This is a genomic window from Anaerofustis sp. NSJ-163 (assembly GCF_024135845.1).
Lineage (GTDB): Bacteria > Bacillota > Clostridia > Eubacteriales > Anaerofustaceae > Anaerofustis > Anaerofustis butyriciformans.
Genome location: NZ_JAMYJV010000006.1, coordinates 20,357 through 42,395 on the forward strand (window position 1 = coordinate 20,357; position 22,039 = coordinate 42,395).

Here is a 22,039-nt window from a genome sequence, read left to right on the forward strand (position 1 = left end):
CTACCCATTTTTTATTAAAAATGGGCAAAAATATATACCATTTAAAATTTAATAATTATTTCTAATAAAATAATTTAATAAAAGGTTATAAATTAAAATGTATTTCTACAAAAAAAAAGAGCTTATAAAAGCTCTTTTATTGTTTTTTTCTTCTATTAAACTCTTTTAAAGAAACTCTGCTTCCGTCTTCTCTTTCAACAACAATATTATCAACGGTATTTTTGAAATTTCTTCTTATATTACCAAGATAAATTTTATATAGCTCCTGTTGTTCTTTTAATTCTTCTTCACTAAGACCAACAGTTTTCTTCTTTTTTGCAAGTTCGTTTATTCTATCAATTTGTTTTTTATCCATTATTCTTCCTCATCAACAACTTCAATACCAAGTTCTTCAAGTTGTTCTTCACTTACGATACTTGGAGCATCTGACATTAAGCAAGAGTGGTTTTGAGTTTTAGGGAATGCAATAACGTCTCTTATGTTTTCTGTTCCAACTAAAAGCATGATCATTCTATCTAAACCAAATGCTAAACCACCATGTGGAGGTGTTCCGTATTTTAAAGCTTTTAATAAGAAACCAAATTTATTTTCAGCTTCTTCATCAGAGAAACCAAGAACGTTAAATACTCTTTGTTGTACATCACCTGAATGGATTCTGATACTTCCTCCACCCATTTCAACTCCATTTACTACAAGGTCATAAGCTTTTGCTCTTACATTTGCTGGATCGCTTTCAAGTTTATCAAGATCTTCATCCATTGGAGCAGTGAAAGGATGATGCATTGCTTTAAATCTCTTTTCATTTTCATCATATTCAAACATTGGGAAGTTTGTAACCCATAAGAAATTAAAACCTTCATCCATTTTAATATCTGCTTTTTTAGCAATATGAAGTCTTAAATTTCCTAAAGAATCGTAAACAACCTTATTTTTATCTGCAACGATAAATACGATATCTCCGTTTTCTGCTTTAGCTCTTTCTAAAATACCATTTGTTTCTTCTTCACTTAAGAATTTTGTAATTTGAGATTTAATTGAACCGTCTTCATTTACAGCAATCCAAGCAAGACCTTTTGCACCATATGTTTTAACATAATCAACTAATGCGTCAATATCTCTTCTAGAGAAGAAACTTGCAAGACCTTTTGCGTTTATTGCTCTTACGCTTCCGCCATTTTTGATTGGACCTGCAAATACATTAAATTTACAATCTTTTAATAGGTCACTTAAATCAAAAAGTTCCATTCCAAATCTTGTATCAGGTTTATCAGAACCAAATCTATCCATTGCTTCTTGATATTCCATTCTCATAATAGGAGTTTCAATATCATAATCAATTATGTCTTTGAAAATCTTTTTAACAAGTCTTTCGTTTACGTCAATTACATCATCAACATCAACAAAACTCATTTCAAGGTCAATTTGAGTAAATTCCGGTTGTCTGTCTTGTCTTAAGTCTTCATCTCTAAAGCATTTAACTATTTGATAATATCTATCCATTCCTGCAACCATTAAAATTTGTTTAAATAATTGAGGTGATTGAGGAAGACCAAAGAATTTACCTTTTCTTACTCTACTTGGAACAAGGAAGTCCCTTGCACCTTCTGGTGTAGGTTTTCCAAGGAAAGGAGTTTCAATTTCCAAAAATCCTTCACTATCTAAGAAATTTCTTACAACAGAACATGTTTTTGCTCTTGTAATAAGATTATTTTTTATTTTATCTTTTCTAAGGTCTAAGAATCTATATTCAAGTCTTGTTGCTTCATTTGCATTATCTGTTTCATCAATGTAAATAGGTGGTGTATTTGCTGTATCAAGAACTTCCATTGTATCAAGTTTAAGCTCAAGTTCACCTGTTTCAATATTTGGATTGAAGTTTTCTTCATCTCTTAAAACAACTTCCCCTGTTACTTTAAGTACATATTCATTTCTAATGTGTTCTGCTTTTTCAAATACTTCTTTATTAAGTTCACTGTTTGCAACTAATTGCATAATACCGCTTCTGTCTCTTAAATGAATAAAAATAACCCCGCCAAGGTCTCTTCTTCTTTGTACCCATCCTGCAAGGGTAACTGTTTTACCTAAATCTTCTTTTGTTATTTCTGCACACATGCATGTTCTATAACTTGTTTTTCTCTTCATCTTACTCTCCTAATTTTTCTTTTATATATTCAAATAAATTTTCTATATTAACTTCTTCTTGTTCTTTAGAGCGCATATCTCTTAGAGTATAAACTCCTTTTTGAAGTTCATCTTCACCTAAAATTGCAGTATATTTTGTATTAACTTTATTTGCATATTTCATTTGAGCCTTTAAACTTCTATCCATAACATCGATACTTGCTTTAATACCGCTATCTGTAAGTTTCTTAAATGTCTTAAAAGCAACTTTTGAAGCTTCTTTTCCAACAGGAGCCAAATATACATCAATCTCACCATCTTCTAAGTCATTTAAAAGTCCTTGTTCTTCCATAATAAGCATTAATCTTTCAAGTCCAAGACCAAAACCAACTCCGGGAGTATCAGGACCGCCTATCATCTTAACAAGACCGTTATATCTTCCTCCGCCACATACTGTTCCTTGTGAGCCTAAATCGGTAGAAACAAACTCAAAAGCTGTTTGTGTATAATAATCAAGTCCTCTTACTATTTTAGGATCTACAACAAAGTCAATGTCAGCATTTGTAAGATAATCTTTTACACTTTCAAAATGTTCATTACATTCTTCACACAAATAATCAACCATTAAAGGTGCATCTTTTAGAAGTGTTTTGCAATGTTCGTTTTTACAATCTAAAATTCTCATTGGATTTTTATTAAGTCTATCTCTACAATCTTCGCAAAGTTCATTTTCAAATGGCTTTACATATTCTTTTAATTTTTCATAATATGCACTTCTGCATTTTGGACAGCCTACACTGTTTATTCTAAGTTCTAAACCTTTTATTCCAAGTTTATTAAATAAAGTACTTACAAGCATTATTACTTCAGCATCCATACTTGCAGAATATGAGCCTATTGCTTCAATACCAAATTGATGGAATTGTCTTTGTCTTCCTTTTTGTGGTCTTTCACTTCTAAAACACGATGTAATATAATATAGTTTAGTAGGTGTAATTCCACTTGACATACCATGTTCAATATAAGCTCTTATTACTGAACTTGTTCCTTCCGGCTTAAGAGCAAATACGTCTTTACCTCTATGATTTAGAGTGTACATCTCTTTACTTACAATATCTGTACTTTCTCCAACTCCTCTGTCAAAAAGTGCATAATGTTCAAAATCAGGCACTCTAATCTGCTTATAGTTAAATGTTTTGCATATTTCTTTTATTTTACCTTCAACCATTTCCCATGCTTTTACTTCATCAGGTAAAAGGTCTCTTGTTCCTTTAGGTGCAAATATTTTACTTCCCATTTTATTTCCCTTTCTATATAAAATAAGCCCCTGACATAAAAATTATGTCAGGGACGAGAATTCATTTCCCGCGGTGCCACCCCAATTGGTATAATACCCGCTTTTTATTAAATTGTTAAGCGTATGTGTAAGTTGTTTTTCAAAGTAACAGAGCATAAAAAATGCTTCCAGTCACGGCATTTTCTCCCTGATATGATGTTAAATCTACTCTTCTTACCGCTTATAATCAAGTATTTCTATTATAATTTTATTAAGCCCTATTGTCAACAAATAAGGGTAAAAATATATAGTTATTTTATATTTTTTATTTATATATGAAATTAAAAATTTTACTTATAAATTAATCCTTTTACTAAATTAAATTATTAATATAAAAAGCTGTTAATGTATATTAACAGCTTTTTCTCTTTTTATAAATAACTAAACTTCCTAAACCTATGATAGATACAATAAGTCCTAAAATATAATAAATAAAATTATTTTGATCTGATGTATTAACAGAAGAATTATTTTGTGTAATTTCATCTGTATCAGAACTTACAATATCATTATTCTTATCATCATCTTTTGTTGGAACATAATTAGGGTCGTCATATCCGCAAATGCTACATTTTCCATTAACATAATCATGTGCTTCAAAATTTGCCACTACAGTAGTGTCATAGTTAGGCATTGTAATAGTTGTTTCTCTTGCATTTTCATTTGCAATAATACTATTACTTTTAGGAGAAGCAAATACACTCCAATATGAAAAATGTTCTTTTTCATTATCTTCATTTGCTTTTATGGTTACAATTTCTCCATCTCCATAATTTCCGCTACCAGTTCCATTTTGAACTGTTAATTTTGTTTTTATGTAATCTACACTATCTATATATTTAGACCATATAGGATCATTTTTATATTTTTCTAAATTACTATATGAAATATAAATTTTTGCTCCATTATCAGAACCTAATATTTCACCTCCAATAGAAGGTGGATTTTCACTTAATAAATAAACGGCTTTAAGAGATTTACATGAAGAAAAGATATCTATACCCATGCTTGTTACACTTTCAGGAATAGTTATTTCTTCTAATGATTCACAATACCTAAATGCACACATTTCTATCGTAGTCAAATTATTCGGCAAAACAACTATAGATAATGATCTACATCCATCAAATGTCCTTTCTTTTATTGTTGTTATATTATTTGGTATTATTATTTTTTCTAATGATGCACAATATTGAAAAGCTCCATCCCCTATGTATGTTAAACTATTAGGCAAGTTTATTTTATTTAACTTTTCACAATTATAAAATGCTCTACTACCAATTGAAGTTATACTTTCAGGTAAAACCATCTCTTCTAATAAACGATAATTAAAAAAAGAATTTTCTCCTATTTCTAAAATTTCATATTCTTTTTCAGGATTAGAAGCATCTGTTATTTTTCCCGATAAATCAATGCTAGAAACAGTTTTTAAATTATCATTAAAACGGTTATCACCTATTGTAAGCATTCCATCATTTTCTGTTACATTTTGTATTACTACTGACGCATCTTCACTATTAATTAATGTTCCGTTTTCATATTTCCAATCATTAGTTGCCGCAAAACTTTCCTTAGGCATAAAAAGAAACATAAATGCAAAGCATATTATAAACATAAAGAAATATTTATATATTTTTCTTCCCATGACATTCTCCTCTACAAGCTATCATTTCATTTTATTATAACAAAAATTATACATTTTTTAAATATAAATATTAAATAGCATAAAAAATTACTCTGTCAGAAGTAAAAGAAATTTTAGTATAGATATTCTTAACAGCCCTCTATTCTTACAGATATAAAAAAGCACTTATAGAAGGAGAACAACCTGTAGCGGCATATAAAACAATAAGAGACAGTGAGACAGTGCTATTTTTACAACAAAAAGACTAATTGTAAGAAATGCTCAAGGACTTAAATAAAAAAGTAGAAATATATTTTTTCTCATATCTCCATTGAAATATAAAACACAGAAAATACAAGTGCATTTATATATAAATAATGAAATAAAATCATGGACAAAAGTTGGACATATAAAAGTAAACTTAAGAAAAGGTGTTGACATAAGAAAATTTAACAAATTAATATCAAATGCAGTTCTAAAATAAATTTTTTTTATGTTTATTGACAATATTTTATTATAATGATAATATTTAATAAAATAATAAATAGCAGGGGAGCTTACGCGTAGGCTGAGAAAAAATGCGAACGATTTTGACCCTTAACGTCGTATGGATAATGCCATGATATGTATGCTCATAACACTGTAAATTTTAAGCTTATCCATTTGGATAAGCTTTTTTTATAAAGGAGAAAACAAATGAATTACACAACACAAATGGATGCGGCAAAAAAAGGTATCATTACAAAAGAAATGGAAATCGTCGCAAAAAAAGAACATATGGATATTGACAAATTGGTTAAGCTTGTGGCTGAGGGAAAAGTTATAATCCCATGCAATAAAAACCACAAGTGCATTGACCCAAACGGTGTAGGCTCTATGCTTACAACAAAAATCAATGTAAATCTTGGAGTATCAAGAGACTTTAAAGATATGGACCTTGAAGTTGAAAAAGTAAACAATGCTGTAAAAATGGGTGCAGAATCAATCATGGACTTATCTTCTTATGGAGATACAAGAAAATTCAGAAGAAGACTTACAAGTGAATGCCCTGCAATGATAGGAACTGTGCCAATTTATGATGCGGTTGTATACTATCATAAACCTCTTATAAAAATTACTGCAAAAGAATGGCTTGATATTGTAAGAATGCATGCAGAAGACGGTGTTGACTTTATGACAATACACTGCGGAATTAATAAAGAAACAATAACTAAATTTAAAAGAAACAAAAGACTTACAAATATCGTATCAAGAGGTGGTTCAATCATCTTTGCATGGATGGAAATGACAGGAGAAGAAAACCCATTCTATGAATATTATGATGAAGTTTTAGATATTTGTAGAGAATATGATGTAACTATGAGTCTTGGTGATGCTTGCCGTCCAGGTTCAATAGCAGACGGAACAGACGCAGCTCAAATCGAAGAACTTATAACTCTTGGAGAACTTACAAAAAGAGCATGGGAAAAAGATGTTCAAGTAATGATTGAAGGCCCTGGACATATGCCTCTAAACCAAATAGCAGCAAATATGGAAATACAAAAAACACTTTGTCACGGTGCACCTTTCTATGTACTAGGACCTATAGTAACCGACGTAGCTCCTGGATATGACCATATAACATCTGCAATCGGTGGAGCAATCGCGGCTACATACGGAGCAAGTTTCCTTTGCTACGTAACCCCTGCAGAACATTTAAGACTTCCTAACTTAGATGATGTTAAAGAAGGAATCATCGCAACAAAAATCGCAGCTCACGCAGCTGATATTGCAAAGGGCGTTCCTCATGCAGCAGACTGGGATAACGAAATGAGTACAGCAAGAAAGAAACTTGACTGGGAAAAAATGTTTGAAATATGCATTGACCCTGAAAAAGCAAGAAGATACAGAGAAGAATCAAAACCGGAAAAAGAAGATACATGTTCAATGTGCGGTAACTTCTGTGCAGTTAAAAATACAAACAGAATTTTGGAAGGCGAAATCGTAAGTATCTTTGATGAATAAAATGAATAAAAAAAAGACAGTTTAAAAACTGTCTTTTTTATTGTCTTTTTTATTTAATTTTTCTTTTTACATATACTAATAAACCTAAAATACAAACACTTGCAGAACAAAGAATTGCACTCCATAAGAATAATTGATTGTTGTCACTTGTTTGAGGATTTAATGTTGTATTAGTTGTTTCATTTAAATTATCATCAACAGATCCAGTGTTTGATGAAACACTTTTATCATTATATCCTAAAGCGTATGTTGAGAATTTAGAAGTACTAAAAGTAATTACATCATCTTTTGTTACAGAATCCAATTTTTCAGCAACACCATCATGTATTCTAACAATGAAGAATTCTCTACCTTCTTTAAGTAAATCTTGAGGAATTACTATGTTAAAATCTGCAGATTTATTTAAATTATTTATCTTTCCAATTATTTCATTATCTGCTTTTATTACAATTGACAAATCAAAATATTGTCCAATTAAATCTTTTTCGTCTAATGTACTTTCAACTAATTCTTTTTCCTCAGCCGTAGCATTTATTTTATCATCAACAACTACCTCAACTGAAATATCTGCTCCATCAGATATTGCACTTTTTAATTTTTTAACAGTATCTTTATCTATAGAAGTAATCTTATCAGAATCGCCGTTTTCTATTTTATTTACAATATCTGAAATTGTATCTAATACGATATTCGTATCATTTTTATCTATTCCTATTTGCATATTTTGAGATGGTTTAGATGTATCTATAGAAGGAGATTCTATTTGTATTTTCTCATTACATATACTACAAACTCCATCTATATAATTATGACCTGTAGCTGGTATTGTAACATCGCTTTTTGTTGTTTCTTTTGTACAATTTTTATCTAAAAAATATTTATCTAAAGCTTCTATATACCAATATTCCTTATTTCCATCTTGTGTGCAATTAGCAACTTTTGCAGGGAAATGTTGTAACTTATATACATTATAAGTATTACCATCTTTAAAAGAAATTGCATCTTCAGCTAAAAAGTTTTTTGTCGGATTTTCCGTTAAACTATTTGAAGGATCAAAATTTTCAAATGTTCCACCTTTAACTGTGATTGATGCATTTGAATTATCAATAAGATTTAGATGCCAATATGTTCCACTATACATTACATCTGCTTTAAATGTCCCTCCATTTATTATAACAGAAGAATCACTCCCTGCTTGTACACATGTAAGACCTGCATGATATACATTATCTTCAAGAACAACTTTACTGTTTCCATCTACTCTTATAGCATAACCTAAAGAGTAATTACTATTCATATATCCACTATTTTCATCTGAATTATATGTTATTGTCCCATTACCTTTAATTGTAACATCTGCACTACCATATATATCAATAAGACCTGCATCTTCAGTATCTTTAATCGCATCATAAGTTAATGTATAACCATTTAAATCTAATGTAACATTATTATCTATTTTCAAAGATTTATATAATGTTATATTATTACTTAATACAACCTCTCCACCTTTTTCAACAGCATCTATCAATTCATCTTGTGTAGATACATTCGTTGCAGCAAAAACACTCGAAGGTAACATTGCCATTACCATTAGCATGGCAACAAGTACAGAAAAAATTTTTTTCTTTAACATTTAAATATCCTCCCTTTTTTTTATCGGGAAGATTTTCTGCACCCCTTCCCGTATTAATACCTTTCTTTTATATAAAAAGGTATATTTTTGTAACTATGAAAATAAATATATATTAGTATTTCTCTTATAATTTTATAAATTCATTACATAAAACCAAATCTTTATATTGTATTTTCTGTAGCTACAAAAGTCTTATTTCATTTATATCATATTTTTACGAAATATTCAAGATTATTATCCTTTTTTTTACATTAATTATATATAAAAATTAAAAAAAATTTACATAATTTTATTTAAATTATTTTTTTATAATATAAAAAAACAACAAAAATATATATTACAGAAAAAACTATCCTTATTTGTATACCTAAATATAATCGTATTATAATACAGTAATATTATTTTAATCAAATAATTCTTTTGCATAATATACAGATTGCATTGCATCTTTACCATAAAAATCAGCATTTATCATATCTGCGTATTCTTGATTTAAAACAGCGCCTCCAACCATTACTTTACAGTCCGGTTTCCTTTTATTTAAAAGTTTTATTGTTTCCTCCATGCTCACAACTGTTGTTGTCATTAAAGCAGAAAGCCCAACAAGTTTAACATCTTCTTTTATAGCCGTTTCTACAATTATTTCAGGATCTACATCTTTTCCTAAATCTATTACATCAAAATTATAATTTTCAAGAAGTACTTTTAATATATTTTTACCTATATCGTGTATATCTCCTTTTACTGTTGCAATAACTATTTTTTCTTTTTTCTCTTCTTCTTTGCCTTCTTTTAAAATCTCGTCTTTTATTATTTCAAATGCAGCTTTTGCCGCATCCGCACTCATTAATAGCTGAGGTAAAAACAAAGTTCCTTTTTCAAATCTCTTACCAACCTTATCAAGTGCAGGAACAAGCTCTTCATTTATTATTTCTAAAGGCTGTTTTTCACCTAAAAGTATTTTTGTACTTTTTTCTGCCTCTTCTTTAAGTCCTTTTTCAATTGCAACCTTAAGCGAAATATTATCATTTTTTATAATTTTATTTTCACCAACAACATTTGAATACTTATTAATATATTCTTCAAAATTATCATCATAATTCATAAGTGCACAATATGAATAATAAGACTTCATCATATCTTCAGAAAGTGGATTTATTATCCCTAGATCAAGCCCACTTTGCATAGCCATTGTATAAAAATTTGAGTTTATTATAGGTCTATTTGGAAGACCAAATGAAATATTTGAAACTCCAAGCACAGTCTTAACACCTAACTGTTCTTTTACACCTCTTAGTGCCTGCAAAGTTGTTATGGCTCCCATAGGATCGGAACTTACTGTCATTGCCAAAACGTCTATTACAATATCTTTTTTATCTATTCCATATTTTTTTGCTTCATTAATTATTTTTTTAGCAATATCTATTCTTCCTTTTGCTGTATTTGGTATACCTGATTCATCAAGAGTAAGCCCTACAACAACTCCTCCATATTTTTTTACTAAAGGAAAAACTTCATCCATTGACTCTTGTTTACCGTTTACTGAATTTATCATAGGTTTTCCATTATATATTCTCATAGCTTCCTCTAAAGCATCTATATTTACAGTATCAATTTGCAGTGGAAGGCTAGTAACGCTTTGTAACTTAAAAATAACTTCTTTCATCATTTTTATTTCATCAATATCAGGTAGACCTACATTTACATCCAGTATATCAGCACCGCTATCTTGTTGAGTAATAGCTTCTTTTAATATATAATCTAAATCGTTGGATTTTAGCGCTTCTTTTAGTCTCTTTTTCCCCGTTGGGTTTATTCTTTCTCCAATAATTATTGGTTTAGCGCCTATTTCTACTGCATGTCCATAAGAAGAAACAATAGTGCGTTCATTTTTCTTTCTTTTTACAAGATTTCTATCTTTATTATTCTCTACCATTTCTTTTATATGGCTAGGTGTAGTCCCACAACATCCACCAATCACACAAGCACCTAACTGAACAATTTCTTTCATTATCTCGCCAAATTCTTCTTTTGTTACATCATAATAAACATTACCGTCTTTTTGTTTTGGTAGTCCAGCATTAGGTTTTACGATAACAGGAATTGAAGCATACTCTAAAATTTCTTTAAGTAGTGGTATCATTTGTTTAGGACCAAGCCCACAGTTAATACCAAGTGCATCAACCCCTAAACCTTCAAGCATTGAAACAACACAAGGGATATCTCCACCTGTTAATAATTTACCTTTTTCATCAAAAATAACAGTTGCAAATACAGGAAGAGAAGTACATTCTTTTGCTGCAAGCACAGCTGCTTTTAATTCATAAGTATCTCCCATTGTTTCAATATGAATTAAATCCGCTCCACTATCTTGACCTATTTGAACAACTTGAGAATAAACTTTATAAGCATCTTCAAAGCTTAAATCTCCCATAGGTTTTAAAAGTTTACCGGTAGGCCCAATATCTAAACCTACATAAACTTCTCTATTATCTTTTACTCCTAGTTTTATTGCTTCTTTTACATTTGAAATCCCAAAACGTACTATTTTCTCCAAATCGTACTTATTATCTTTAAATTTAAGCGCATTTGCACCAAATGTATTACTTAAAACTATGTCACTTCCAGCCTCAAAATAACTTCTATGAATATCTATTATTTCTTCTCTATGCTCTATATTCCATATCTCAGGAAGTTCACCGGGTTTCAATCCTCTTTCTTGAAGCATTGTCCCCATTCCACCATCCAGAAACAATAACTCTTTCCCCAAGCGATCCAATAACATAAAATTACCCCTTTACTTTTCTAAATTCACAATCTTTTTTTCCACAAGTTTCACACCCTTGTTTTAAACAACTACCTTTTTCTTTGCTTATACCAATAAGTGCAGTAACGGATTTTGAAGGTGTTAGCATATATCCTTGTGTCATTGTAAGCCCTATAGTTTTTGCACTGTCTAACATTCTAAGGAGCATCTCTTGATGCTGTATATCAAAATCTCCATAACCAGGGCTAAACCTTGCTTTTAAATATCTATTTTTTATTTCATATTCTTTTTGTTTTTGATATTGCCAATTATCTAAATATTCTTCTAAAAGAGCAGCTGCACATGCCTGCAAAACAACAGCCTTTGCCATTTGAACATTAGAATAACGTCTTATTAAAAAATCCACTTGAATACCAAGAGTTGCACCAAGAACTATAACTTCATCACAACCATTTAAGTTTTTCATTAGATTTTTGCTTTTTATTTTCATCTGTCCAATTTTGATATATTCATCTGTTATATCTAATTTAAAAACTCTATATATTAATTTTTCAGAAACAATCTCTTTTAGTTCTTCAAAAGAATTATTTATTAAATTTAAAGTTCCATTATCAACTTGATTATTTTTATATCCCAAATACCTTATGGCTTCTTTGGTTATTTTATCCATTGTATATTTTCCTATTCTTTTATTATATAAGATAAATTCTCCATAATAGCTTTGGCAACTTCAGGCTTATTCATTGAATAAACGTGAATATGATTAATACCATTTGCAATTAAATCTATAATTTGGTCTGTTGCATAGGCTATACCGGCTTGTTGCATTGCTTTTGGATTATCGCCAAACTTATCAACGATTGCAAGAAAACGCTGAGGAAGTACTGTTCCGGAAAGTTCGCATATTCTCTTCATCTGTTTTCCGTTTGTTACAGGCATTATTCCGGGTAAAACAGGAATTGTTATTCCCTTTTCTCTTATTCTGTATAAAAAATTATATAGTATATTGTTATCAAAAAACATCTGAGTAGTAAGAAAATCCACTCCACAGTCTACTTTATGTTTAAGATTGTCTATATCATCTTTTTTATGCTCCATTTCCACATGTCCTTCAGGATAACAAGCCGCACCTATACAAAAATCTCCGCTTTTTCTTATATCTTCAATAAGTTCGCTTGCATAATGATAATGATTTGGAAGAGGAAAATTACTATCCTTTGGGATATCACCTCTAAGGGCAAGAATATTGTCTATACCTTCATGTTTTAATGTTTTAAGTATTCCCTTTATAGTTTCTTTGGTAGATGATACACACGTTAAATGAGCAAGACTTATCACATTCATTTCTCTTTGTATTTTTGAAGCAATATTTATAGTATTCTTGCTTGTTCCCCCACCTGCACCATATGTTACACTTATAAACGAAGGATGAAGTTTTGCAATTTCATCTACTGCATTCATAACATCTTCAATGCCTGCATCTGTTTTAGGAGGAAAAATTTCAAAAGAGATATGAGGTGTATTTTTAGAAAGAGTATCTTTTATTTTCATATTTTTCTCCTATATATTTTATAAAATTAATAAATAAAAAGCGATATGATAACATACCGCTTTATTCAACAAGTTATTTTATTCAAAAATAGATACTACACTACCATCATATTTTTCATCGATGAAGTTTTTAACTGTATCTGATTGAAGAGCTTTAAGTAAAGCTTTTGTTTTGTCAGTTTCTTCGTTTCCTGCTTTTACGCAAAGAATGTTAGCATATGTTTTAGCAGCTTCACTATCAGCTGTTTCAATTGCGATAGCATCTTTATTTACGCTTAAACCAGCTTCCATTGCATAGTTACCGTTAATTACAGCAAAGTCAACATCTTGTAAACTCTTTGGAATTTGAGCAGCTTCTAATTCTTGAATTTTTACATTGTGAGGATTGCTTTCAATATCTTTAGCTGTTGCATTTAATCCAGCATCTTTTTTAAGTGTGATTACACCATTTTTTTCAAGAAGAAGTAATGCTCTTGCTTCATTTGTTGTATCGTTTGGAACTGCTATTGTTGCACCATCAGGAATATTTTTTAAATCTTTAGATTTTCCAGGATAAATTCCAAGAGGTTCATAGTGAACTGTTCCTACTGATACAAGGTTTGTACCTTGTTCTTCATTGAAAGAATCCATGTATGGTTTATGTTGGAAGAAGTTTGCATCCAAAGAACCATCTTCAACGGCTTTGTTTGGTTGTACATAATCAGTAAATTCTGTAATTTCTAGTGTATAACCTTCTTTTGCTAAATCTTCTTTAACTGCATTTAAAATTTCTGCATGAGGAACTGCTGTTGCTCCTACTTTAATAACTTTGTCATCTGAACTTGAACTACTTCCGCATCCAGCAAATAAGCCGAATACTAAAGCCCCGGTTAATAATACCGCAAATAATTTTTTCATATCTTTTCTCCCTTTTCTTTTTAATTTTATATTCTTTTATCAATCTTCCTTGCAATAATTGTTCCCATTGCCTGAAGAATTTGAACTATTAAAACTAACAATACAACGGTAATAATCATTATTGTTGATTCATATCTGTAATATCCGTAACGTATTGCTATATCACCAAGTCCACCGCCTCCTACAAAACCAGCAAGAGCAGAGTAACTAAGTATAGTTGTTATAGAAATTGAAAATCCTACCATTAAAGAAGGCATTGCTTCTTTAATTAAAACCTTTGTTACTATTTGGTAAACTGATGCACCCATTGAAAGTGAGGCTTCTATAACCCCTCTATCAACCTCCTTAAGTGAAGATTCAACCATTCTTGCAATAAATGGTGCCGCCCCTATAACAAGAGGAACGATTGTTGCAGTTGAACCTATTGTTGTTCCAACGATTAATCTTGTAAAAGGAATTAAAACTACAAGTAAAATCAAAAACGGAACACTTCTTAAAATATTTGTAACAACATCAAGTATCTTAAATATAACCTTGTTTTCTTTTATTCCTCCTTTTGCGGAAGTTACAAGCAACACTCCCATTGGAAGACCTATAATATATCCTAAAAATGTGGAAACAATGGTCATATATAGTGTTTGAAGAATACCGACACCTATCATTTGCCATTCAGCACTGCCTAACATATTAATCTTCCATCCTTTCCACTACTAAATTTTTACCTTCAAGATATTCCATAACTTTTCTTTTCTCTTCTTCGTCTTTTGGAATTTCTATAACAATTTGTCCAAGAGCTTTTCCTTCTATATCTTTTACGTTTGCATAAAGAATTGAAACTTTAACTCCTGTATCTAAAATCATGTTTGATATAACCGGTTCATGTGTTGTGCTTCCGTCAAATACAATTCTAAGAGAATTATTCTTCAAATCTTGACTCATTTTTTTACTGTCAGGATTAATTGTATTTTTAGCCCAGTTACTTTTTGGATGTGTGAATATTTCTTCAACACTTCCTGTTTCTGTAATCATTGAATTTTCGATTACCGCAACATGAGTACAAATTTCTTCAACAACACTCATTTCATGAGTTATTATAACTATTGTTATACCAAGTTTTTTATTTATGTCCTTAAGCAAATCTAAAATTGACTTTGTTGTATTTGGGTCAAGAGCTGATGTTGCTTCGTCACAAAGTAACACTTCCGGATTTGATGCAAGAGCTCTTGCTATTGCAACTCTTTGTTTTTGACCACCACTTAATTTTGCAGGATAAGCATTTTCTTTTTCACTTAAACCTACCATTTCAAGAAGTTCTAAAGCTCTCTTTTTTGCATCCTCTTTTTTTACTCCTACAATTTCAAGAGGAAACATAACATTTTTTATTACTGTTTCTTGCATTAAAAGATTAAATTGTTGAAAAATCATTCCAACATGATGTCTTGTTTCTCTAAGTTCTTTATCACTTAACTTTGATAAATCTTTACCTGAAATATAAACTCTTCCTTTTGTAGGTTTTTCAAGATAGTTTATACATCTTACAAGGGTACTTTTTCCTGCACCACTCATACCAATTATTCCATATATATCACCTTTGTTTATTTCAAGGTTAATATCTTTTAAGGCATTTACTTCTCCGTCTTTGGAATAAAAAGTCTTATGTAAGTTTTCGATTTTTATAATCGGACTATTATTTTTTTCTAACTCCATATCTTCCAATTCCTCATTTTTTTATTAAATACGCGCTATATTATACCATAAAATTTTTCAATTTTATTTTAAAAATAAAAAAAACCTTATCGGTAATTTCTTATAGTATAACACAACTTTTTATTATATGATAATTCTTGTTTTTTATATCTTGTTATAGCTAAAAGTTATACAACAAAAAAACGCCTTAAGGCGTTTTAATATTCTATAAACTTATTTGCTATTTTCCCTATTGCCTTTTTTTCTATTCTCGAAACATACGACCTTGAAATATTATACTTCTTAGCTATTTCTCTTTGTGTATAATTTTTACTTCCTTTTAAGCCATATCTTAAATATATAATTTCCTTTTCTCTTTTAGTTAAAACTTCATCTATAATATTATATAACCTTTCACTTTCTACTTTTAAATTTACTTTAGAATTAACATCATCTTCATCGGTTGATAAAATATCTATAAGGGATATGTTATTTCCCTCTTCATCAAAACTTATATAATCTTCTAAAAAAACATTTGATGATATTTTACTTTCACTTCTAAGTGCCATTAATATTTCATTATCTATGCACCTTGATGCATATGTTGCAAACTTTGTTCCTTTGCCATAATCGAAAGAATTTATACCTTTAATGAGACCTATTATTCCAATAGAAATAAGGTCGTCTTTTGGAATATTTGATGAAGAATATTTTTTACTTACATGAGCAACTAACCTTAAATTATGATTAATAAGTTTTTCTTTTGCTTCTTTATTATTCTCTTCCTTAAACTGCTTGAAATACTTAAGCTCTTCATCTTTTTTTAGCGGTTTTGGAAAAGATTCGTTTGAAGATAAGTAACCAAGAAAAACAAGGACTTGTTGAAGTAAATCAAGAATACCTAAAAATCCTAACATAAAAAATCACCCCCATAAAATATATGAGGGTAAAAAATAAATTTGCTTGTACTTTTAAATATATTTTTTTATCTCCATCCATTCATCTAAAAGCATCTCAAGAGAATATCTTGCATTTGCAGGACTTGTGGAAGGTAATTTTTTATAGCTTATATCAATATCCTTATTATATTTTTTATAAAGATTAAAAGCTGTTCCTCCATTTAAAAATATATTTTTTATTTTTGAATTATCAATAATAACTTTTAAATCATTTGCCTTAACATTTTTTATTGAACTGTCAGAAGAACCTACAATATCACAAGACTCTATTACATCAAAAACAGCTATATGACTATTTAATAACATTTCTTTCTTTTCTTTTACAGTTTTAGGAAGTGGATAATTTGTAATAGTACTTATAACCTTCCAAAACCTGTTTTGAGGATGTGCATAAAAGAATTCCTCTTCCCTTGACTTTACAGAAGGGAAAGAACCTAAAATAAGTATTTTTGAATCTTTATTATATATAGGTTTTATATTATGAAATTCCATTTTAACTCCTTAAATCAATCAAAATAAACTCTTTGTCTGTCAGGATGTTCTCCTGACCATCCTATTTGCGGAAGACACATTAAATAATACATATCGTCTCTTTCAATACTAAAATCAAATATATCCAAATTTTCTTTCATTCTATATGTAGATGAAGATTTTATTATTGGCATTATTCCTAATTGATATAAAAATCTAATACAAAGCTGTGGTACTGTTTTACCATATTTCTCTGCCATTTTCGTTAATGATTCTTCACCTAAAACTCTTCCTCTGCCAAGAGGTGACCAAGCCTGAACTAAAATATCATTTTTCACACAAAAATCTAATGCTGTTTTTTGCAAATATCCTATATGTGACTCAATTTGATTTACCATAGGTTTTATTTCGCAATTCTCCATTAAATTTATAAGATGGTGTGGAAGAAAGTTACTTACTCCTATTACTTTAATACGACCGGCTTTATATAATTCTTCCATTGCTTTCCACGTTTTTATATCCTTTTGTTTCCAACTTACATCAAAGGGATTTTCTTTTGGCCAATGAATTAAATAAACATCTAAATAATCGGTATTTAATTCTTTTAAAGATTTCTCAAAGGCTTTCATTGTTTCATCATATCCAAGATCTTCTCTCCATACCTTTGAAGCGATTATTAAATCTTCTCTTTTTACGTTTGAGTTTTTTATTGCTTTTGCAATATCATTTTCATTTTTATAAAAAGCAGCAGTATCAAAGTAGGTATATCCCGAATTTATTGCATCAATAACCGCACTTTCACAGTTTCCATTTCCTGCTTTATAGGTTCCAAATCCGATTTTGGGAATTGTAGTTCCGTTTGTTAGTTTAAAGTTTTCCATTTTCCTCTCCCTTTAATAACACCTTTTACAAGGAGCAAGTCCTTTTTCCTTTGCTTCTTTTAAAGTAATTTTTTCTGCATTTTTCATATTTGAACAATCTGCTTTAGAATGATATTTACTTCCAGACTTTGAAATATAAACATATGTTTTTTCTTCGCTGGAATCATTGGCATTATTATAATTAACATCTTCTTTTACATCTTCACTTTTTTCTTTACTATTCTCATCAATGACTTTTATGTTTATTTCATTACTTTGTATTTTACTATTTTTAGAAATTATTTTTAAAATTGCATTTCCTTCTTCATAACTTTTTATATAAAATTTATCCGCCTGTTTATACACTATAGCAACATCTTCATTTGAAGAATAAAATTTTATATCATCTTTGAAAAAAGTATCAGGTGAAATATCCACATTTATTTGATAAGTAGAATTAATATTCATTTCTTTTACATTGGAAGACATTTTTATCGAGTTAATTTTTGGAGTAAAAATAACAAAAATATTAATTACAAAACATACCAAAATACATAAAATAATCAATATACTTCTCTTGTTTTTTAATTTATTATCATCATCGCTTTTCTTTAAATAAAAATATAGAAATACTACAAGAGGTATCCATGAAAATGGAAATATTAATATTAAAAATAAAATGCCAAGCATCATAAACAATTTAATTTTATTATTTATTTTCATTTCTTTATCCTTATGATTTTATATACATTATTTTACTACAAAAAATAAAAATACAATAAAAAAACTATGGATTATTCCATAGTTTTTTCATCATTTAAAATCTTCATAAATTCTTCACCTGTAATTGTTTCATGTTCGTATAAATATTTTGCGATTTCATGAAGTTTCATAATATTGTCGTTAAGGATTCCTTTTGCTTTTTCATATTGTTTATTAATTACTTCAACGACTTTTTTGTCAATTTCTCTTGCTGTTTCGTTTGAACAAGCAAGGGAAGTATCTCCACCAAGATACATATTGTTTTGTGTCTCTAATGCAACCATACCAAATTCTTCACTCATACCAAATCTTGTAATCATCGCTCTTGCAAGCTTTGTTGCTTGTTCGATATCATTTGAAGCACCGGTTGTTATTGAATTAAATATAATCTCTTCACTGGCTCTTCCACCTGTAAAAGTTGCAATTTTATTTTCAAGCTCTTCTTTGCTCATTAAGTTATGTTCGCCTTCATCAACTTGAAGTGTATAACCAAGAGCCCCTGAAGTTCTTGGTATTATAGTGATTTTTGTTACAGGAGCAGAATTTGTTTGTTTCGCAGCAACAAGTGCATGCCCTACTTCATGGTAAGCAACAATAAGTTTTTCTTTGTCAGAAAGTACTTTATTCTTCTTCTGATATCCTGCAATTACAGTTTCAATGCTTTCTTCCAAATCTTGTTGTGTAACTTCGCTTCTTCCGTTTCTAACCGCATGAAGTGCAGCTTCATTTATTATGTTTGCAAGTTCTGCCCCGCTTGCACCTGCAGCGGTTCTTGCAATAACTTCAAAATCAACATTTTTTGCTATCTTGATATTTTTAGCATGAACTTTAAGTATAGCTTCCCTACCTTTTAAATCAGGAAGTTCAACAGGAATTCTTCTATCAAATCTTCCGGGTCTTAATAGTGCAGGATCAAGAGAGTCAGGTCTGTTTGATGCTGCCAATATGATTACACCTTTTGAAGAATCAAAACCGTCCATTTCTGTAAGCAACTGATTAAGAGTCTGTTCTCTTTCATCATTGCCGCCTATATTTGCATTTCCTCTTTTCTTTCCTATAGTATCTATTTCATCAATAAACACTATGCAAGGAGCCTTTTCATTTGCCTGTTTAAACAAATCTCTTACTTTTGCAGCTCCCATACCTACAAACATTTCCACAAATTCTGAACCGGAAATTGAGAAAAATGGTACGTTTGCTTCACCTGCCACAGCTTTGGCAAGAAGTGTTTTACCTGTTCCAGGAGGCCCTACAAGTAATGCACCCTTTGGAATCTTCGCTCCGATTTGTTGATATCTGCCGGGATTATGTAGAAAATCTACTATCTCTGTTAAAGCTTCTTTCGCTTCATCTTCTCCCGCAACATCCTTAAATTTTACTCCGTCAGTTGATTTAACGTATACTTTTGCATTACTTTTTCCAAACTGCATTGGACCAAATCCACCGGAACCCATACGTTTTGCAATCTTTTTATTTAAGAAGTTAAAGAATATAGTAAATATTATTATAGGTAATATAAACCAAATAAAGAAGTTAGAAAAAGCAGAATTTTGTTCTACAATTTCACTGCCAAACTTCGCACCGCTTTCTTGTAATCTCTCAACAAGCTGTGTATCTGTACTTATAATACCTGTTTTATAAATATGCTTTGGTTCTGACTTATCTGTAAATAATATTTTATTTGATGTAATTTCTACTTCATCAATTTGTTTTTCTTCAGTCATAGTAATAAATGTACTGTAATCAACTTCTTTAATCTGTTTTGCACTTAAAGAAGGAATTACAAACATATTCATTAAAATAATGAAGATAAGTATTGCACCATAAATTTTTAAAGTACGTTTTGTTCCATTATCCATTTTTTTCATAATTTTCTCCTGTCATTTATAATTTATATATAATATTTTCACATAAAATTTTAAGAAGCCTTTCAAGTTCAGATATTTCTTCATCTGATAATAAACTTTTTATATGCTCTTCTATTTCATTTTTTTTCGCATACATTTTTTCTTCCGAATCTGTTACTTTTTTTGTAAGAATAATATTTCTTTTCCTTTTATCCTTTTCACTTCTTTTAATTATGATTAAATCTTTTGATTGTAGTCTTTTTAATATACCTATTACTGTTGGATGAGAAAGGTTAAAATGTTTTTCAATATCCTTTTGATATATTTCTTCATTTTTTCTTTCACATAAAAACTGTAAAACTTCCATTTGGGAGAAAGTCAAATCTAATTCTTTAAGTTCATTGTTTACATAAGATATTAGTGCGTCATTTATTCTTTTAAAATAAAATTCTAAGTTTTCTTCTTTCATAATCTTCCCTTTTTATGTAATATGCTACATATTTTAATCTAATGTATGAATAAAGTCAATAATTCTAAAGAATTCTAATGTAATTTTAATTGACAAACAAAATATAACTTAATATAATATATTTAGATTGTGATTACCACAAGAAGGGGTACACCACCGCGGGTGTAGATTCTTCTTGTGGTATTTTTTTTACGAAAAAGGAGGAAATATGATAAAGATAAACGGTCAAGACACAAAATTATCTGATATTTCTTTAAAAGAACTGCTGGAAAAATGCAATTTTGATAGTGAAAAAGTAGCAGTGGAACTTAATGAAGAAATAATAAGCAAAAAAGATTTTGATAAGATCAAAATAAAAGACAACGACAAAATAGAAGTAGTAAGTTTTGTAGGAGGAGGCTGATGAATAAAGTACCTAAAAAAGAAGAAATAAACCAAATAATAGATATAAGATTTTCAAATGAAATACATGAAAAGCTAAAAAACGCAAAAGTCGCAGTGGCAGGACTTGGAGGACTTGGTTCAAATATAGCCGTAATGCTTGCAAGAAGCGGAATAGAAAATATTCATATAGTCGATTTCGACAAAGTAGACTTAAGCAATTTAAACAGACAAAATTATTATATAAAACACCTTGGCATGAAAAAAACAAAAGCGACAATAGATATATTAAAAGAAGTAAATCCATATTTAAATATTAAAGCTGACGATATAAAGATAAACGAAACAAATGCAGCACAAATATTTAAAGATGACGATATAATATGTGAAGCTTTTGACGATGCAAAAAATAAAGCTATGCTAATAACTGCTATTCTAAGTGAATATAAAGACAAAAAAATTATTTCAGGAAACGGTATGGCTGGATTTGACAGTTCAAACTTAATAAAAACTACAAAAAAAATGAAAACCTTATATATTTGCGGTGATGAGAAAAGCGATATAAATAATGGTATCGGACTTATGGCGCCAAGAGTAAACATATGTGCAGCACATCAAGCAAACATGGCAATAAGACTTATTTTAGGAAAAGAAGAAGTGTAAAGGAG

At 29.6% G+C, this 22,039-nt stretch carries 20 protein-coding genes; 3 read left to right on the plus strand and 17 right to left on the minus strand.

The window, feature by feature from the left end; all coding sequences use genetic code 11:
• Positions 1-136 precede the first annotated feature (136 nt).
• The 4 genes from M6G78_RS08600 to M6G78_RS08615 form a co-directional block, all read right to left on the minus strand.
• Positions 137-355 (minus strand): DUF896 domain-containing protein, encoded by a 219-nt coding sequence (locus M6G78_RS08600; RefSeq protein ID WP_253230168.1) that lies wholly within the window; start codon positions 353-355, stop codon positions 137-139.
• The gene (gene aspS, locus M6G78_RS08605; RefSeq protein WP_253230169.1) at positions 355-2,142 is read right to left on the minus strand and encodes an aspartate--tRNA ligase; all 1,788 of its coding nucleotides are present in this window, start codon (positions 2,140-2,142) and stop codon (positions 355-357) included. The genes M6G78_RS08600 and aspS overlap by 1 nt, the downstream gene beginning before the upstream one ends.
• Before the next feature lies 1 nt (position 2,143).
• Entirely contained in the window at positions 2,144-3,418 is a 1,275-nt protein-coding gene (gene hisS, locus M6G78_RS08610) for a histidine--tRNA ligase (protein WP_253230170.1), read from the minus strand.
• A gap of 391 nt (positions 3,419-3,809) precedes the next feature.
• Entirely contained in the window at positions 3,810-5,102 is a 1,293-nt protein-coding gene (locus M6G78_RS08615) for a leucine-rich repeat protein (RefSeq protein WP_253230171.1), read from the minus strand.
• A 675-nt stretch (positions 5,103-5,777) separates the two neighbouring features.
• On the opposite strand from M6G78_RS08615, the gene thiC reads away from it, so the two are divergent.
• Positions 5,778-7,085, plus strand: coding sequence for a phosphomethylpyrimidine synthase ThiC (gene thiC / locus M6G78_RS08620; protein WP_253230172.1), 1,308 nt, complete (start codon positions 5,778-5,780; stop codon positions 7,083-7,085).
• Between the two features lie 49 nt (positions 7,086-7,134).
• Here the strand turns inward: thiC and M6G78_RS08625 are convergent, their stop codons facing one another.
• The 13 genes from M6G78_RS08625 to M6G78_RS08685 form a co-directional block, all read right to left on the minus strand.
• Positions 7,135-8,721: a hypothetical protein gene (locus M6G78_RS08625; protein ID WP_253230173.1), complete on the minus strand. Its 1,587-nt coding sequence runs from the start codon at positions 8,719-8,721 to the stop codon at positions 7,135-7,137.
• Between the two features lie 403 nt (positions 8,722-9,124).
• Complete coding sequence (locus tag M6G78_RS08630) at positions 9,125-11,506, minus strand: homocysteine S-methyltransferase family protein (protein WP_253230174.1); 2,382 nt, start codon at positions 11,504-11,506, stop codon at positions 9,125-9,127.
• A gap of 4 nt (positions 11,507-11,510) precedes the next feature.
• Positions 11,511-12,158, minus strand: coding sequence for a vitamin B12 dependent-methionine synthase activation domain-containing protein (locus tag M6G78_RS08635; RefSeq protein ID WP_253230175.1), 648 nt, complete (start codon positions 12,156-12,158; stop codon positions 11,511-11,513).
• Positions 12,159-12,169: 11 nt separating this feature from the next.
• Positions 12,170-13,039, minus strand: coding sequence for a methylenetetrahydrofolate reductase [NAD(P)H] (metF, locus tag M6G78_RS08640; RefSeq protein WP_253230176.1), 870 nt, complete (start codon positions 13,037-13,039; stop codon positions 12,170-12,172).
• Between the two features lie 78 nt (positions 13,040-13,117).
• Positions 13,118-13,936, minus strand: coding sequence for a MetQ/NlpA family ABC transporter substrate-binding protein (locus M6G78_RS08645; protein ID WP_138268169.1), 819 nt, complete (start codon positions 13,934-13,936; stop codon positions 13,118-13,120).
• A 26-nt stretch (positions 13,937-13,962) separates the two neighbouring features.
• Positions 13,963-14,622 (minus strand): methionine ABC transporter permease, encoded by a 660-nt coding sequence (locus tag M6G78_RS08650; protein WP_253230177.1) that lies wholly within the window; start codon positions 14,620-14,622, stop codon positions 13,963-13,965.
• A 1-nt stretch (position 14,623) separates the two neighbouring features.
• Entirely contained in the window at positions 14,624-15,643 is a 1,020-nt protein-coding gene (locus M6G78_RS08655; RefSeq protein ID WP_138268171.1) for a methionine ABC transporter ATP-binding protein, read from the minus strand.
• A 197-nt stretch (positions 15,644-15,840) separates the two neighbouring features.
• The gene (gene sigK, locus M6G78_RS08660; RefSeq protein ID WP_138268172.1) at positions 15,841-16,539 is read right to left on the minus strand and encodes an RNA polymerase sporulation sigma factor SigK; all 699 of its coding nucleotides are present in this window, start codon (positions 16,537-16,539) and stop codon (positions 15,841-15,843) included.
• Positions 16,540-16,593: 54 nt separating this feature from the next.
• Positions 16,594-17,073 carry a DNA-deoxyinosine glycosylase gene (locus M6G78_RS08665; RefSeq protein WP_253230178.1) on the minus strand — a complete coding sequence of 160 codons (480 nt, stop codon included), beginning with the start codon at positions 17,071-17,073 and terminating at the stop codon, positions 16,594-16,596.
• Between the two features lie 14 nt (positions 17,074-17,087).
• A complete protein-coding gene (locus M6G78_RS08670; RefSeq protein ID WP_253230179.1) occupies positions 17,088-17,933 on the minus strand; it encodes an aldo/keto reductase in 846 nt (281 codons plus the stop codon).
• Between the two features lie 12 nt (positions 17,934-17,945).
• Positions 17,946-18,635, minus strand: a complete 690-nt coding sequence (locus M6G78_RS08675; protein ID WP_253230180.1) for a hypothetical protein — start codon at positions 18,633-18,635, stop codon at positions 17,946-17,948.
• 71 nt (positions 18,636-18,706) lie between these two features.
• Complete coding sequence (ftsH, locus tag M6G78_RS08680; RefSeq protein ID WP_253230181.1) at positions 18,707-20,542, minus strand: ATP-dependent zinc metalloprotease FtsH; 1,836 nt, start codon at positions 20,540-20,542, stop codon at positions 18,707-18,709.
• Between the two features lie 16 nt (positions 20,543-20,558).
• The gene (locus M6G78_RS08685; protein ID WP_138268177.1) at positions 20,559-20,990 is read right to left on the minus strand and encodes a MarR family winged helix-turn-helix transcriptional regulator; all 432 of its coding nucleotides are present in this window, start codon (positions 20,988-20,990) and stop codon (positions 20,559-20,561) included.
• A 208-nt stretch (positions 20,991-21,198) separates the two neighbouring features.
• Here M6G78_RS08685 and thiS point away from each other — a divergent pair, with 208 nt between their 5' ends.
• A complete protein-coding gene (thiS, locus tag M6G78_RS08690) occupies positions 21,199-21,393 on the plus strand; it encodes a sulfur carrier protein ThiS (protein WP_138268178.1) in 195 nt (64 codons plus the stop codon).
• The gene (thiF, locus tag M6G78_RS08695) at positions 21,393-22,034 is read left to right on the plus strand and encodes a sulfur carrier protein ThiS adenylyltransferase ThiF (protein WP_138268179.1); all 642 of its coding nucleotides are present in this window, start codon (positions 21,393-21,395) and stop codon (positions 22,032-22,034) included. The genes thiS and thiF overlap by 1 nt, the downstream gene beginning before the upstream one ends.
• The last annotated feature ends 5 nt before the right edge of the window (positions 22,035-22,039 follow it).

What these genes read in the sequence shown, in the direction of transcription:
- M6G78_RS08600 (WP_253230168.1), bottom strand. Translation starts at nt 355, where the DNA reads ATGGATAAAAAACAAATTGATAGAATAAACGAACTTGCAAAAAAGAAG.
- aspS (WP_253230169.1), bottom strand. Translation starts at nt 2,142, where the DNA reads ATGAAGAGAAAAACAAGTTATAGAACATGCATGTGTGCAGAAATAACA.
- hisS (WP_253230170.1), bottom strand. Translation starts at nt 3,418, where the DNA reads ATGGGAAGTAAAATATTTGCACCTAAAGGAACAAGAGACCTTTTACCT.
- M6G78_RS08615 (WP_253230171.1), bottom strand. Translation starts at nt 5,102, where the DNA reads ATGGGAAGAAAAATATATAAATATTTCTTTATGTTTATAATATGCTTT.
- thiC (WP_253230172.1), top strand. Translation starts at nt 5,778, where the DNA reads ATGAATTACACAACACAAATGGATGCGGCAAAAAAAGGTATCATTACA.
- M6G78_RS08625 (WP_253230173.1), bottom strand. Translation starts at nt 8,721, where the DNA reads ATGTTAAAGAAAAAAATTTTTTCTGTACTTGTTGCCATGCTAATGGTA.
- M6G78_RS08630 (WP_253230174.1), bottom strand. Translation starts at nt 11,506, where the DNA reads ATGTTATTGGATCGCTTGGGGAAAGAGTTATTGTTTCTGGATGGTGGA.
- M6G78_RS08635 (WP_253230175.1), bottom strand. Translation starts at nt 12,158, where the DNA reads ATGGATAAAATAACCAAAGAAGCCATAAGGTATTTGGGATATAAAAAT.
- metF (WP_253230176.1), bottom strand. Translation starts at nt 13,039, where the DNA reads ATGAAAATAAAAGATACTCTTTCTAAAAATACACCTCATATCTCTTTT.
- M6G78_RS08645 (WP_138268169.1), bottom strand. Translation starts at nt 13,936, where the DNA reads ATGAAAAAATTATTTGCGGTATTATTAACCGGGGCTTTAGTATTCGGC.
- M6G78_RS08650 (WP_253230177.1), bottom strand. Translation starts at nt 14,622, where the DNA reads ATGTTAGGCAGTGCTGAATGGCAAATGATAGGTGTCGGTATTCTTCAA.
- M6G78_RS08655 (WP_138268171.1), bottom strand. Translation starts at nt 15,643, where the DNA reads ATGGAGTTAGAAAAAAATAATAGTCCGATTATAAAAATCGAAAACTTA.
- sigK (WP_138268172.1), bottom strand. Translation starts at nt 16,539, where the DNA reads ATGTTAGGATTTTTAGGTATTCTTGATTTACTTCAACAAGTCCTTGTT.
- M6G78_RS08665 (WP_253230178.1), bottom strand. Translation starts at nt 17,073, where the DNA reads ATGGAATTTCATAATATAAAACCTATATATAATAAAGATTCAAAAATA.
- M6G78_RS08670 (WP_253230179.1), bottom strand. Translation starts at nt 17,933, where the DNA reads ATGGAAAACTTTAAACTAACAAACGGAACTACAATTCCCAAAATCGGA.
- M6G78_RS08675 (WP_253230180.1), bottom strand. Translation starts at nt 18,635, where the DNA reads ATGAAAATAAATAATAAAATTAAATTGTTTATGATGCTTGGCATTTTA.
- ftsH (WP_253230181.1), bottom strand. Translation starts at nt 20,542, where the DNA reads ATGAAAAAAATGGATAATGGAACAAAACGTACTTTAAAAATTTATGGT.
- M6G78_RS08685 (WP_138268177.1), bottom strand. Translation starts at nt 20,990, where the DNA reads ATGAAAGAAGAAAACTTAGAATTTTATTTTAAAAGAATAAATGACGCA.
- thiS (WP_138268178.1), top strand. Translation starts at nt 21,199, where the DNA reads ATGATAAAGATAAACGGTCAAGACACAAAATTATCTGATATTTCTTTA.
- thiF (WP_138268179.1), top strand. Translation starts at nt 21,393, where the DNA reads ATGAATAAAGTACCTAAAAAAGAAGAAATAAACCAAATAATAGATATA.